The sequence below is a fragment of the Pseudomonas sp. SIMBA_041 genome, from assembly GCF_046535095.1.
Lineage (GTDB): Bacteria > Pseudomonadota > Gammaproteobacteria > Pseudomonadales > Pseudomonadaceae > Aquipseudomonas > Aquipseudomonas mucoides.
Genome location: NZ_JAWRXJ010000009.1, coordinates 235,753 through 248,849 on the forward strand (window position 1 = coordinate 235,753; position 13,097 = coordinate 248,849).

Sequence of the window (13,097 nt, forward strand, 5' to 3'; positions counted from 1 at the left end):
TGTCTTTGGACACGGGCATTTTTTTATCGCGATGAAAACCCGGGGGGTTAGCCGCGGTATTCACACAGGTAAGCGGTGTCGACGGCCACTTTCAACTGGAATTTGCTGTTGGCGGGCACGTTGAACTGGCTACCGGCGGCGAAGGTTTCCCAGTCGCTGCTGTCAGGCAGTTTGACGGTCAGGGCGCCGCTGACCACGTGCATGATTTCACGTTGGCTGGTGCCGAATTCGTATTCGCCCGGAGCCATGACGCCAATAGTCGCAGGACCTTCAGCGGTGCCAAAGGCGATCGACTTGACGGTGCCGTCGAAGTACTCGTTGACTTTAAACATGGGCGATTCCTCGAAAAGGGCTAAAAAGGGCCGGCCAGTATGCACAAGGCCTTGAGCGTCGTCACCTCTCTAGGAGGGGAGAATCAGCGGTAATAAGCGAGCGGTATTGCGCGCATCTTCCAGTGCCCGGTGTTGCTGTCCGGTGAACTGCATGCCTGCCAGTTGCAGGGCGCCATTGAGCCCCAGCGGGCGTTCCAGGCGCCTGGCCTTGGCAAAGCGCTGCTTGAGGTTCATGTGCGGCACGCGGCTCAAGGCGCTGTCGAGTTGCAGGCGCTCCCACTCCTGAACCAACTGTTTGCGATCGTAGTCGCCCCAGCTCGCCCAACCTTCCAGGCGTGAATGATGCTGGCCCAGCCAACGCTCGAACGCCGGCCAGACCTCGGTCAGCAGTTGCGCAGTATCGATATTGCCTTGGGTGATGTGCGTCAGCTCCCGGCAAAACGGTGTCAGCAAGGGCCGCCGCTGTGGCCGCACGAAACGCTGGAAGTGGTCCAGTTCGCGACCTTTGCGGTCCACCAGGGTGGCACCGATTTCGATGATTTCCATTTCCGTAACTGGCCAGCCACCTTCATCGGTGGTGGCTTCCAGATCTATCACCAGCCAGTGAGGCATCGCAGGTTTCCTGGTATCCGCGTCCTGATAGGGCTTGAGCGTAGCCAAACCCGGCGGATCCGCCTAGCGGCTTATTCGACCTCCAACAAAATCTGACGATTTTTGACCTGATCGCCGACCTGAACCTGCAAGCGTTTGAGCACGCCGTCGATGCCCGACTTGAGCGGATGCTCCATTTTCATGGCTTCGAGCACCACCAATAGCTGGCCTTTGCTGACCGTGCTGCCCTCACTGACCAGTACGTCGACGATGGCGCCGTCCATCGGTGCCTTGAGCGTGCCGGAACTGACGCTGGCCTGACTGCTGACCAGCGCCTGGGTCCGATCCAGCAGTTTCAAACTGCCGGGCCGCGCGAACAACCACAGGTGCCCGGCTTCGAGTCGATAGGCATGACGCTGGTGGATACCGTCAATCTCCAGCATTGCCCAGCGCCCATCGCTACGGATGATCTTCAATGTGAGCAGTTGCCCGGCGACTTGAATCCGAAACGCCCCGTCAGGCGAGGCGTTCAATTCCACCGGCCAATCCTGGTCATTCAGGCCGATGCGGTAATGCAAGGGCACGCTGGCATTGTTGCGCCAGCCCTTCAGCGGTGCCGCGTGAGCCTGTGCCGACGCTTGATAGAACAGCGCCGCAGCGATGGCCAGCTCCGCAGCGCTCGGGACATGCGCCTGCAAGCACGGATCGTCAGCAAAGCAAGTCGGGATGAACCCGGTGTTGAACTCGCCGCTGATGAATTGCGGGTGTTGCAGCAGACTGGCAAGCAGGCGCTGATTGCTCTGTACGCCCAGCAGCACGCTGTCCTGCACCGCCCGCAACAACTTGCGTCGGGCCTCTTCGCGGGTTGCACCGTGGGCGATGATTTTGCCCAGCATCGGGTCATAGAACGGACTGATGTCCTGGCCTTCAATCAGGCCATGATCGATCCGCACACCATTGTGCAACGCCGGCTCCCACGCCTTGACTTGACCGGTTTGCGGCAGAAAGTCGTGAGCGGGATCTTCGGCGTACAAACGTACTTCCATGGCATGCCCGCTGAGCTGAACCTGCTCCTGTCGCAATGGCAGCGGTTGTCCTTCGGCGACGAGCAGTTGCCAGGCCACGAGGTCCAGCCCGGTGATCAGTTCGGTCACCGGATGTTCCACCTGCAGCCGGGTGTTCATCTCCAGAAAGTAGAACTGCCCGCGTGCATCCAGCAGAAATTCCACCGTGCCGGCGCCGACGTAATTCACCGCCCGGCCGGCCTTGAGCGCAGCCTCGCCCATGGCCTGACGCAACTCGCCGGTCATCACCGGGCAGGGCGCTTCTTCGATGACTTTTTGATGGCGGCGCTGGATCGAACAGTCGCGTTCGCCGAGGTAGATCAGGTTGCCGTGCTGATCGCCGAACAATTGAATCTCGACGTGGCGCGGGTCGATCAAGGCTTGCTCGAGAATCAGTTCGTCGCTGCCGAAACCATGCTGCGCTTCGGAGCGTGCAGTACGCAGTTGTTCCAGTAACTGGCTGGCATCCTGTACCAGGCGCATGCCTCGTCCGCCCCCGCCCGCACTGGCTTTGATCATCAGTGGGTATCCGATGCGTTCAGCTTCACGACTCAGGGTTGCATCGTCCTGTTCGGCGCCTTGATAGCCTTTAACGCAGGGCACTCCGGCATCGATCATGGCGATTTTCGACAGGCGTTTGCTGCCCATCAGCTCAATGGCTTCGGGGCTGGGGCCGATGAAGGTAATACCCGCGTCACGGCAGGCAAGGGCGAAGCCAGCGTTTTCCGAGAGGAAGCCGTAGCCGGGGTGGATCGCATCGGCACGGGTGCGCCGGGCCGCGTCGATGATGGCCGGGATGTTCAGGTAAGACTGCTGCACCGGGGCCGCGCCGATGTTGACGGCTTCGTCGGCCATTTGTACGTGCAGGGCATCGGCGTCGGCGTCGCTGAAGATGGCGACAGTGCGATAGCCCAGCGCCTGGGCGGTGCGCTGGAGGCGGCAGGCGATTTCACCGCGGTTGGCGATCAGGATTTTTCTGAGTGCGGGCATGAAGGCTTTCCTTGATATGTGCGGTGAATGTGATGGCCTCATCGCGAGTAAACCCGCTCCCACATTTGGAATGCATTCCCCTGTAGGAGTGAGCCTGCTCGCGATGCTTTTAAGAGGCCCACCCCGGTTTTCTTTTTTGCACAAAAGCCATCGTCCCTTCGATGCCTTCTGCGCCCGTCACCGCTTCGCTAAACCACTGCGCCGCGTCATCCAACAGTGCATCCGACGGTTGCCCGGCACTCGCCAGCAACAGTTTTTTAGTCGTCGCATTCGCCCCCGGCGCGCAGCACAGCACATGGGCGAGGACTTCATCGAGGCGTTCGGCCAGCGCTTGCGCGTCATGCTCGACAAAGTGCACCAGGCCCATGCGCCGCGCCTGAGTACCGTCGAAACGCGCGGCGGTCAGCGCCAGGCGCCGGGTCTGGGTCAGGCCGATGCGCTGGACCACAAACGGGGCGATTTGCGCGGGCAGCAAGCCAAGGCTGGTTTCCGGTAACCCGAACTGCGCCAGGTGATCGGCCAGGGCGACATCACTGACACACGCCAGCCCCAGGCCACCGCCTAACACGGCGCCTTGCAGCACCGTAATCACCACTTGCGGCGCGTGTTGCACCTCTTGCAGCAGTGCGCCAAAGGCCCGGTTCAACTCGCGATAGGCGTCCGAACCTTGAGCGCGTGCGTTGGCCATGTCCTTGATGTCGCCACCGGCACAGAAATGTCCGCCGGCACCGCCAATCACCAAGGCCCGAACCGCACGATCATCACGCACCGCCGCAAGGACCGCGCGCAGTTCGGCGACCATGTGCAGACTCATCGCATTGCGGCTTTGCGGACGATTGAGGGTGATGTGGAGCACGCCGTTATGCGACTCCAACAGCAGCGCCTGGCAATCGGGCAGGGTGCTCATTTCTTTTTCCCCGGCAGAATACCCATGAGTTTGCAGATGATCCCCAGCATGATTTCATCGGCGCCACCGCCAATCGACACCAGCCGCACATCGCGGTAAGCGCGGGCCACCGGGTTGTCCCACATGAAACCCATGCCGCCCCAATATTGCAGGCAACTGTCGCTGACTTCACGGCCCAGACGCCCGGCCTTGAGCTTGGCCATGGAGGCCAGGCGAGTGACATCCTGGCCTTTGATGTATTGCTCGGTGGCCTGATAGACCAGCGCCCGCAGGCATTCGATTTCGGTTTGCAGCTCGGCCAGACGGAAGTGGATCACCTGGTTGTCGATCAGCGCATTGCCGAAGGTTTTGCGCTCCTTGCAGTACTCGATGGTGCTGTCGACGCAATACTCCAGGCCCTTGATCATGTTCGCCGCGCCGAACAGCCGTTCCTCCTGGAATTGCAGCATTTGCATCATGAACCCGGCGCCTTCATGGCCGATGCGGTTGCGTTGCGGCACACGCACATTGTCGAAAAACACCTGGGCGGTTTCCGAGCTGCGCATGCCGAGTTTGTCCAGGTGCGAGCTGAGGCTGATGCCGGGGGTGTTCATCGGCACCATGATCAGCGACTTGTTGATGTGCGGTTTGTCGTCCGAGGTGTTGGCCAGCAGGCAGATGAAATCGGCGCTGGGCGAGTTGGTGATCCACATCTTGCTGCCGTTGATCACGTAATCGTCGCCATCCTTGCGGGCAGTGGTTTTCAGCCCGGCGACGTCGGAGCCGGCACCGACTTCGGAAACGCCGATGCAACCGACCTGTTCGCCGGTAATCGCCGGGCGCAGGAATTCTTCACGCAATTCATCGGAGCCGAAGCGGGCGAGGGCGGGCGTGCACATGTCGGTCTGCACGCCGATGGACATCGGAATGCCGCCGCAATGGATGGTGCCGAACTCTTCGGCCGCGGCAATCGAATAGCTGTAATCCAGCCCCATGCCACCGAATTTTTCCGGTTTGGAAATTCCCAGCAGGCCGAGGTCACCGGCTTTGCGAAAGATTTCATGGATGGGGAAACGACCGGCCTTTTCCCATTCCTCGACGTGGGGGTTGATCTCGTGATCGACGAACTGGCGCACGGTGCGGCGCAGTGCTTCGTGTTCCTGGGTGAAGATCATTTTTATTGTTCTCCTAAAGGCCGGTCTAGAACCTGGCGACGCCAAAACTGTTGGTTTGCAGCGGCCGCACCTCGGCCTCGTGACAGATATCCAGCACGTAACCGAGCAACGTCCGCGTGTCCCGCGGATCGATCAGCCCGTCGTCCCACAGGTTGGCACTGCCGTAGAGGGCGGTGGACTGGCTGTCGAGTTTCTGTGCGGTGACCTGTTCCAGCATGTCGAGCATTTTCGGGTCCGGCACCAGACCGTCCTTGAGCTGTTTGGCTTCGGTGACAATCCGCAGCACCTTGCCGGCCTGGGCACCGCCCATCACGGCCGTGCGGCTGTTGGGCCAGGCGAAGATGAAACGCGGGTCGAGGCCGCGCCCGCACATCGCATAGTTGCCGGCACCATAAGAGCCGCCGACGACAATCGTCAGTTTTGGCACCCGGGCATTTGCTACTGCTTGAATCATCTTCGCGCCATGTTTGATCACGCCTTGCTGTTCCGATTCGGTGCCGACCATGAACCCGGTGGTGTTGTGGAAAAACAGCAGCGGCGTCTGGCTCTGGTCGCACAGCTGAATGAACTGCGCGGCCTTGCTCGCACCCTTGGGCGTGATCGGGCCGTTGTTGCCGATGAAGCCGCAGGCACGGCCCTGGATTTTCAGGTGGCCGCAGACGGTCTGCTGATCAAACTCAGCCTTGAATTCGAGGAAGTTCGAACCGTCGGCGATACGGGCGATGATCTCGCGCACGTCATAGGGTTTTTTCGGGTCGTCCGGGATCAGGCCCAGCAGCTCGTCGATGGGGTAGAGCGGTTCTTCCCAGCGATGTACCGGACGCCAGGGCAACTGATCGTTCCAGGGCAACAGGCCGACGATCTCGCGCACCTGGCGCACGCCGTCGGCATCGTTCTCGGCCAGGTACTCGGCGGTGCCAGCGGTTTGCGCATGCATCTCGGCGCCGCCGAGTTCTTCGTCGGTGGCGACTTCCCCGGTTGCCGCTTTCAGCAGTGGCGGGCCGGCGAGAAACAGCTTGGCCTTGCCGCGCACGACCACCACGTAATCCGACAATCCCGGCTGATAAGCGCCGCCCGCAGTGGCCGAGCCATGCACCACGGTAATCTGCGGTAATCCCATGGCCGACATCCGCGCCTGATTGGCAAAGCTGCGCGCGCCTTCGACGAAAATGTCCGCGGCGTAATTCAGGTTGGCGCCACCGCTTTCGGCGAGGGTGATCACCGGCAGTTTGTTCTCCATGGCGATCTGCTGCAGGCGCAGGGACTTTTTCAATCCGCTGGGGGAAATGGTCCCGCCCTTGATCGCGCTGTTGTTTGCCACCACGAGCACGCGGACGCCGGACACGTAACCGATCCCGGCGATCAAACCACCACCGGCTGCGCTGCCGTCCTTGTCGTCGTGCAGCTTGTAGCCCGCCAGGCTCGCCAGTTCGAGGAACGGCGCGCCGGGGTCGAGCAGCAGGTTGAGGCGTTCACGCGGCAGCAGTTGGCCACGCTTGTCGAATTTCGGCTTGGCTTCGGCTGCCTTGTTCAACAGGTTCTGTTCGAGCTGGCGCACGTGTTCGATCACGGCCAGCATCGCGTCGCGGTTCTGGGCGAACTGCGCGCTGAACGGGTCCACTTGCGATTGAATCACCGGCATGGCTTATTCCTTGTCCTTGAGCACGTCAGGTAAGTACGCGCGGTGAAAACCGTTGTACGACTCGCTGTTCGTAGCCTTGTGGATCGGCCACGCGCGCCCGCCGAGGCTGGCGCCACCGTCGATGCGCAAGGTGCTGCCGCTGACAAATGCCGCGGCCGGGCTGAGCAGGAACACAATTGCAGCGCTGACTTCCGATTCGGTGCCGATGCGTTTCAGCGGCACGTGTTCGCGCAAGGTCGGTATCACCGCTTTGAAAGCGCCTTCGTAAGTGTCCATGCCGCTGGACGCGACCCACCCCGGCGCCACCGCGTTGACCCGCACCCCGGCGTAACCCCATTCGAAGGCGGCAGTCTTGGTCAGGTTATCCATGCCCGCGCGCGCCGCGCCTGAATGGCCCATGCCGGGCATGCCGCCCCACATGTCGGCAAGCATGTTGACGATGGCGCCGCCATGCTTGCTCATGGATTGATTGAACACTTCCCGGGCCATCAGGAAACCGCCGACCAGATTGGTGCGGACCACGGTTTCGAAACCTTTCTGATTGATTGAGGCCAACGGTGACGGGAATTGCCCGCCGGCGTTGTTGACCAGACCGTGGATCGGCCCGTATTTGCGAATCAGTTCGCTGACCAGATGCTTGACTGCATCTTCCTCGCGAATATCGCACACGGCCCAATCCGCCTTGCCGCCGTCTTCGGCAATCTCGGCGGCAACGCTTTTCAACTTGTCGGCCTTGCGCCCGACCAGCAGCACATGCGCGCCCAGCGCTGCCAGTTCATGGGCGGTGCAACGGCCGATGCCGCTGCCGCCACCGGTGACAAGAATGGTTTGGCCCGCAAACAGATCGGTTTTGAAGATCGAATCGTAAGCCATGGCGGCAGTCCTCTAGTTGACCTGGTCGGCGATGCGCTGCGGCACCGGAATCTGGATTTCCAGCAGCTGCTGGGCGAAGGCCTTGCCTTGCGGGTCGATCCGCAGGCTGGCCACGCCACCGCCGCCGAGGGCGTTCTCCAGTAGAAAATTCAGGCTGTGGGTGCCCGGCAAATACCAGCGCTCCACGCGCCCGTGAACGGGGTCGAGGACGTGGCTCATCCAGTCGACCATGACCTCCGGCGTCAGCGCTTCGGCGATCCACGGCAGGTACTCGGGCTCGCGGGCCATGACGCCGATGTTACTGTGATTGCCCTTGTCGCCGGAGCGCGCGACCGCGAGTCTGATCAGGGCCACGCTGGCGTCGGCGCGGTCGCTGGGCTGCGGTGGGTCGAACGGGACAGGTAAGTCATCCGGGTCGAGCACATCGACGGCGGGCAGGGCGCAGGGGTGGCGCCGGCCGTTGAAATCAATGTCCAGCGTGCAGGCGGTTTTGTCGATAAGGAAGGAGAACAGCCGGATCAGCGGATACACCGTTGGCCGCCCGCCGACGATCCCGGTCAGCCCCGGCGCCATGCCGGTTGCAGCCTGGGCGATTTCCCGGGAGAACACGATCAAGGCCTGTTTGCTCGGGTGACGCACAGCGAGTTTGATCACCACTTCGCGGCTGTCCGTGCGCTGGCCGTGGGGGCCGTAGGTGGCCTCGCTGCCGAGCAGTTCGATGTTCACTTCGCTGTAGGGCGCCCAGCCGCGCTGGCGGAAAATATCCGAGGTCTTGTTGATGATCGCTTCGCTGACCCGTCGCGCCTTGTCCACCGCATCGATGCCTGCAATCAAGCAACTGGCGGTGCAGCGGAAACCGTCCGGGTACGTCGCGCTGACCTTGTACTGATCGGTTGGCGGCAAGCCCTTCGCGCCATGCACCTGAACCGCGTTTTTGCCCTGTTGCTGAAGTTTGACCTGAGTGAAATCGCAGACCACATCCGGCAGCAGGTAAGCCCGTGGATCGCCGATTTCATAAAGCATCTGCTCGCCGACGGTCAGTGGCGTGACCAGGCCGCCAGAGCCTTCCGGTTTGCTGACGATGAACTGGCTGTCGGCGCTGACCTCGACGATAGGGAAGCCGATGTGTTCGTAGTCGGGCACTTCGCGCCAGTCGGTGAAATTGCCGCCGGTGCACTGGGCGCCGCATTCGATGATGTGGCCGGCCAGCGCCGCTTGGGCGAGTTTGTCGTAGTCGTGCCAGGACCAGCCGAATTCATGCACCAGTGCCGCGCTGACCACGGCGCTGTCGACCACGCGCCCGGTGATCACGATGTCCGCACCCAGGCGCAAGGCTTCAACGATGCCCGGCGCGCCGAGGTAGGCGTTGGTCGATACGCACAGGGGCGGTAACGGCGCGCCGCTGAACATTTCATAAAGGCCGAGGCTACTCAGCTGTTTGAATTGCGGTTGCAGGTCATCGCCCAGCAACACGGCGATTTTCAGCGCCACACCGGCCTTGTCGCAGGCGGCTTGCAGGGCGGCGGCGCAGGCGAGTGGATTGACGCCGCCGGCGTTGCTGATGACACGAATCTTCTGTTCGGCAAGTTGCCCCAGCAATGGGCTGAGGACTTCGATGAAGTCCCCCGCATAGCCGGCCTGCGGGTCTTTCATCCGTGCGCCGGCCATGATCGACATGGTTATTTCGGCCAGGTAGTCGAAGACCAGGTAGTCCAGGCGTCCACCTTCCACCAGTTGCGCGGCAGCGGTCGAGGTGTCGCCCCAGAAGGCGCTGGCGCAGCCGATGCGAATCGTTTTAGGCACAGTCAACTGCATAGCCACCTCCCAGTGAAGTGCATCGAGACTACCAAGCAAGCGCTTGGTTTGTAAACGCCTGAAATATCTTCTGCCCGAGCGCTTGCTTGGTGGTCGTTGCCAGCTTAAATTGCCCGCGCAACCCCCGTTATTTCAGCGGCGAGCGGCGTATTTGATTGATCGACTGTAGGAGAGAACGGGTGGACGAGCAAAAAGCCCTGAGGGTCATGCGCGAATTGGTCGACAACGGCCAGTTGACCGACCCGGACAGCGCCCGCGGCAAACTGCTGCAAGTGGCGGCTCACCTGTTCCGCAACAAAGGTTATGAACGCACCACGGTGCGCGATCTGGCGGGCGCCGTGGGCATCCAGTCAGGCAGCATTTTTCATCACTTCAAAAGCAAGGACGAAATCCTTCGCGCCGTGATGGAAGAGACCATCCGCTACAACACTGCGTTGATGCGGGCGGCCCTGGCCGAGTCCAGCAACGTCCGCGAGCGAGTGCTGGCGCTGATTCGTTGTGAATTGCAGTCGATCATGGGTGGCAGCGGCGAAGCCATGGCGGTGCTGGTGTATGAATGGCGCTCGTTGTCCGAAGACGGGCAGGCGCAGGTATTGGCACTGCGTGATATTTATGAAGAACTCTGGCTGCAGGTGTTGGGCGAAGCCAAAGAGGCGGGTTTCATTCGCGGCGATGTGTTCATCACGCGGCGTTTCCTGACGGGTGCATTGTCGTGGACCACCACCTGGTTTCGCGCTGACGGCAGCATGAGCCTCGATCAATTGGCCGAGGAAGCCTTGATTCTCGTGCTGGAAGAAAAACAATAAGGTTGTGCCAATCTAAGGAAACTGGCTAAGTGGCCGAAACCGCCTAGCTTGAATGCATTGATGCGTATTTTTTTGGGGAGTGGGTTGTTTTGATGTCTTCGCCAATCAGGACGGCTTCGCGGCTTTTGCTGGCGTCGCTTGCGGCGCTCTGGGTATTGCCGTCCCACGCTGCACAACTGGTGCGAGTGGGGGCGGCGCATTTTCCGCCCTACACCATTCGCCCGGAAACCGGTGTCGACACCGGCCTGCTGCCTCAGCTGGTCGAGGCGTTGAATCGCGAGCAAAGCGATTACCAGTTTGTCCTGGTGCCCACCTCCATTCCCCGGCGCTTCGGTGATTTCAAGCAGGGCCGGGTCGACATGGCGATTTTCGAAAACCCGGATTGGGGCTGGCAGGACATTCCCCACACCAGCGTTGACATGGGGCTTGAAGACGCCGAGATTTTCGTCGCGCAACGCCTGCCGGAACGACTGCAGAACTATTTTGTCGACCTCACCGGCAAGCGCCTGGCCCTGTTCAGCGGCTATCACTACGAATTCGCCAATTTCAATGCCGACCCGAAATTCCTTGCGCAAAACTACAACGCGACGCTGACCTATTCCCACGACAGCAACTTGTTGATGGTGTTGCGCGGGCGGGCGGACATTGCCTTGGTGACGCGCTCGTACCTGAGCGATTACCTGCTGCGTAATGAGAAGGTCGGCGATCAACTGCTGGTGTCCCAGCGCATCGATCAGGTCTATCACCACTACGCCATCCTCCGCCCCTCCGCGCCGATCACTGGCGAAGCGTTCGGCAAATTGCTGCAAGGGTTGCGCGACAACGGCCAGATGCTGAAGATTTTTGATCCGTACAAAATCGCCGTAGTGCCGGTACCGCGAAACTGATATCGCGCCACAGTATTTACGCACGTGTCTTAAATTTCCGGGCCCGGCTCACGTCACATCGTTGAACTGTCGACGACTAACGTGAGCCCGACCCATGCCCGATTTGAATGACCTGACTGGCCTGGCCCTGCCTGCCGAAGGGCCGCTTGTAGCGGATGAAAGCGAAAACCGCCTGCACCTCAGCCTGCAAGGTCAGCCGTTGATCCAGCTGCGCCTGACCCGCGAGCCCGAGTTACAGGTGCAAGTGGAAGAGCATTTTGGCCAACCGCTCGAACACGGCATCCGGGCGGCGTGTTATTGGCTGTTTGCTCGTGATCCCGCTTGCCAGTGCCTGACCTGGCAACTCGATGAAGTGCCCACCGATGTACTGCTCAGCGGATTGCTGATTCCCACCGAAATCGCCGGCCAATATCACTGTTTGCGCACCCTGTTCTGGCAAATACCTCAGCCATGGCTGGGTGAATCGCTGGTCGTCAGTTATCCGCAGCATAGGGTCATCAGCAACGGCAAGCGTCATCCGCTGCGCCCACCGAAGCCGCGGGGCGAAGTCTATCGGCGTTTTGATGCGCGCCTCGGTGCCTGGATTTCCCTGCGCACGGTAGACATTGAATTGGACCTGGAGCGTTTCAATCGCTGGCAGAACAGCCCGCGCGTGGCGAGTTTCTGGCAGGAGGAGGGCAGTCTCGAACAGCATCGCGACTACCTGGAAAAACTGGCGGCGGACCCGCACACGGTCACCCTGGTCGGCTGTTTCGATGATCAGCCGTTTGCCTACTTCGAAGCGTATTGGGCCAGGGAAGATCGCATCGCGCCGTTCTATGACGTCGATGATTACGACCGGGGCATCCACATGCTGGTGGGTGAAGAAAACCACCGGGGGCCGCACAAAGTGGCGAGCTGGTTATCGGCGCTGGTGCATTACCTGTTTCTTGACGACCCGCGCACGCAACGGGTGGTGGCCGAGCCTCGCGCGGATAACGCGAAGATGATCGGGCACATGCAGGGGCAGGGTTTTTACTGCGAGAAAGAGTTCGACTTCCCGCACAAGCGGGCGGCGTTGATGGCGGTGGGGCGGGAGCGGTTTTTTGATCGGTGCCGGTTGACTTGATGTTTATGGCTCAAGACCTGTACTGGTCTTGAGTCAGCCATCGCGAGCAGGCTCACGCCTACATTGGATCTATGGTGAACACACTATTCGTGAACACTGGAGATCTATTGTAGGAGTGAGCCTGCTCGCGATGGGGGCACCACAGAATCCAGATCTTAACGACGAGCAAAAGTATCCGCCCGACTCCCCGACACCTTGCGGCAATGCACCAGCGCATCACGAATCATGAAGTTCACCAGGGTCGGCGATACGCCGAGTTCCTTGGCGATGTCCTTCTGCGGCACCCCGTGCAGGCGGTACATCTCAAAGGCGTAGCGGGTGCGGCTTGGCAGCTCCGTCAGCGCATCGGCAATGTGCTCAAGAGTCGAGAAGTTGATGTGCGAGGTTTCGGGTGAAGCACCTTGGATCACCACGTTCAGACCTTCCTCTTCAGGGCCGGAATACTTCTGCTCCAGCGCCTGCTTGCGGTAGTGGTCGATCGCCAGGTTGCGCACGATCTGGAACAGGTAGCTGAGCTGCGCCTTGAACGAGGAGGTGATCGCCGGTGCGGATTGCAGCCGGAAAAAGGCATCCTGCACTACGTCTTCGGCGCGTGACCGGCAACCGGTAATGCGGGCTGCAATCTTGACCAGAATCAGTCGATTGTCGACGAAGGCCTGAAGTAGCGGTGAATCGCACCTGCTTGTGGATACTTGTTCCGTCATGGAAATCACCCTGCTGCCAATAGGTTGGTGGGACGGCACGAAACCCGTGCCGCCCGACACGTCGAGCGACAAATTAGGCTGAATGATAATGATTGTCAATTGAGAAAGAGAAGTAATGCGCCTCGTTGGTGCAAAGTGCGAACTGCCGCACGCCGACGTCCTCGCTTGCACCCTCCATCCCCACTGGCTATCCGGCCTGTCGACTAATTATTTGCAGACGTCAT

General features: G+C 60.7%; 12 protein-coding genes. 3 read left to right on the top strand and 9 right to left on the bottom strand.

Going from position 1 to position 13,097, the window contains the following annotated elements; genetic code table 11:
* Positions 1 to 47: 47 nt before the first annotated feature.
* The 8 genes from SB725_RS22570 to SB725_RS22605 all read right to left on the bottom strand — a co-directional run bounded on the left by SB725_RS22570 (position 48) and on the right by SB725_RS22605 (position 9,356).
* The gene (locus SB725_RS22570; RefSeq protein ID WP_007940055.1) at positions 48 to 332 is read right to left on the bottom strand and encodes a pyrimidine/purine nucleoside phosphorylase; all 285 of its coding nucleotides are present in this window, start codon (positions 330 to 332) and stop codon (positions 48 to 50) included.
* 69 nt (positions 333 to 401) lie between these two features.
* Positions 402 to 944 carry an exonuclease domain-containing protein gene (locus SB725_RS22575; protein ID WP_027925760.1) on the bottom strand — a complete coding sequence of 181 codons (543 nt, stop codon included), beginning with the start codon at positions 942 to 944 and terminating at the stop codon, positions 402 to 404.
* A 71-nt stretch (positions 945 to 1,015) separates the two neighbouring features.
* Positions 1,016 to 2,977, bottom strand: a complete 1,962-nt coding sequence (locus tag SB725_RS22580) for an acetyl/propionyl/methylcrotonyl-CoA carboxylase subunit alpha (protein WP_410922591.1) — start codon at positions 2,975 to 2,977, stop codon at positions 1,016 to 1,018.
* 109 nt (positions 2,978 to 3,086) lie between these two features.
* The gene (locus SB725_RS22585; protein WP_410922592.1) at positions 3,087 to 3,884 is read right to left on the bottom strand and encodes an enoyl-CoA hydratase/isomerase family protein; all 798 of its coding nucleotides are present in this window, start codon (positions 3,882 to 3,884) and stop codon (positions 3,087 to 3,089) included.
* Positions 3,881 to 5,038, bottom strand: a complete 1,158-nt coding sequence (gene atuD, locus SB725_RS22590) for a citronellyl-CoA dehydrogenase (RefSeq protein ID WP_027925763.1) — start codon at positions 5,036 to 5,038, stop codon at positions 3,881 to 3,883. The genes SB725_RS22585 and atuD overlap by 4 nt, the downstream gene beginning before the upstream one ends.
* 25 nt (positions 5,039 to 5,063) lie before the next feature.
* Positions 5,064 to 6,680: a geranyl-CoA carboxylase subunit beta gene (gene atuC, locus SB725_RS22595; RefSeq protein ID WP_059182417.1), complete on the bottom strand. Its 1,617-nt coding sequence runs from the start codon at positions 6,678 to 6,680 to the stop codon at positions 5,064 to 5,066.
* A 3-nt stretch (positions 6,681 to 6,683) separates the two neighbouring features.
* Complete coding sequence (locus tag SB725_RS22600) at positions 6,684 to 7,553, bottom strand: SDR family oxidoreductase (RefSeq protein WP_410922593.1); 870 nt, start codon at positions 7,551 to 7,553, stop codon at positions 6,684 to 6,686.
* Between the two features lie 12 nt (positions 7,554 to 7,565).
* A complete protein-coding gene (locus tag SB725_RS22605) occupies positions 7,566 to 9,356 on the bottom strand; it encodes an acyclic terpene utilization AtuA family protein (RefSeq protein ID WP_410922602.1) in 1,791 nt (596 codons plus the stop codon).
* A gap of 191 nt (positions 9,357 to 9,547) precedes the next feature.
* On the opposite strand from SB725_RS22605, the gene SB725_RS22610 reads away from it, so the two are divergent.
* From SB725_RS22610 to SB725_RS22620, 3 genes are all read left to right on the top strand, one after another.
* Positions 9,548 to 10,174 carry a TetR/AcrR family transcriptional regulator gene (locus SB725_RS22610; RefSeq protein WP_027925767.1) on the top strand — a complete coding sequence of 209 codons (627 nt, stop codon included), beginning with the start codon at positions 9,548 to 9,550 and terminating at the stop codon, positions 10,172 to 10,174.
* A 92-nt stretch (positions 10,175 to 10,266) separates the two neighbouring features.
* The gene (locus SB725_RS22615; RefSeq protein ID WP_027925768.1) at positions 10,267 to 11,061 is read left to right on the top strand and encodes a substrate-binding periplasmic protein; all 795 of its coding nucleotides are present in this window, start codon (positions 10,267 to 10,269) and stop codon (positions 11,059 to 11,061) included.
* A gap of 94 nt (positions 11,062 to 11,155) precedes the next feature.
* The gene (locus SB725_RS22620; RefSeq protein WP_027925769.1) at positions 11,156 to 12,169 is read left to right on the top strand and encodes a GNAT family N-acetyltransferase; all 1,014 of its coding nucleotides are present in this window, start codon (positions 11,156 to 11,158) and stop codon (positions 12,167 to 12,169) included.
* Positions 12,170 to 12,324: 155 nt separating this feature from the next.
* Here SB725_RS22620 and SB725_RS22625 read toward each other — a convergent pair whose 3' ends face one another.
* Positions 12,325 to 12,873, bottom strand: a complete 549-nt coding sequence (locus SB725_RS22625) for an RNA polymerase factor sigma-70 (RefSeq protein ID WP_027925770.1) — start codon at positions 12,871 to 12,873, stop codon at positions 12,325 to 12,327.
* Positions 12,874 to 13,097 lie beyond the last annotated feature (224 nt).

What these genes read in the sequence shown, in the direction of transcription:
- SB725_RS22600 (WP_410922593.1), bottom strand. Translation starts at nt 7,553, where the DNA reads ATGGCTTACGATTCGATCTTCAAAACCGATCTGTTTGCGGGCCAAACC.
- atuD (WP_027925763.1), bottom strand. Translation starts at nt 5,038, where the DNA reads ATGATCTTCACCCAGGAACACGAAGCACTGCGCCGCACCGTGCGCCAG.
- SB725_RS22585 (WP_410922592.1), bottom strand. Translation starts at nt 3,884, where the DNA reads ATGAGCACCCTGCCCGATTGCCAGGCGCTGCTGTTGGAGTCGCATAAC.
- atuC (WP_059182417.1), bottom strand. Translation starts at nt 6,680, where the DNA reads ATGCCGGTGATTCAATCGCAAGTGGACCCGTTCAGCGCGCAGTTCGCC.
- SB725_RS22570 (WP_007940055.1), bottom strand. Translation starts at nt 332, where the DNA reads ATGTTTAAAGTCAACGAGTACTTCGACGGCACCGTCAAGTCGATCGCC.
- SB725_RS22575 (WP_027925760.1), bottom strand. Translation starts at nt 944, where the DNA reads ATGCCTCACTGGCTGGTGATAGATCTGGAAGCCACCACCGATGAAGGT.
- SB725_RS22615 (WP_027925768.1), top strand. Translation starts at nt 10,267, where the DNA reads ATGTCTTCGCCAATCAGGACGGCTTCGCGGCTTTTGCTGGCGTCGCTT.
- SB725_RS22620 (WP_027925769.1), top strand. Translation starts at nt 11,156, where the DNA reads ATGCCCGATTTGAATGACCTGACTGGCCTGGCCCTGCCTGCCGAAGGG.
- SB725_RS22625 (WP_027925770.1), bottom strand. Translation starts at nt 12,873, where the DNA reads ATGACGGAACAAGTATCCACAAGCAGGTGCGATTCACCGCTACTTCAG.
- SB725_RS22580 (WP_410922591.1), bottom strand. Translation starts at nt 2,977, where the DNA reads ATGCCCGCACTCAGAAAAATCCTGATCGCCAACCGCGGTGAAATCGCC.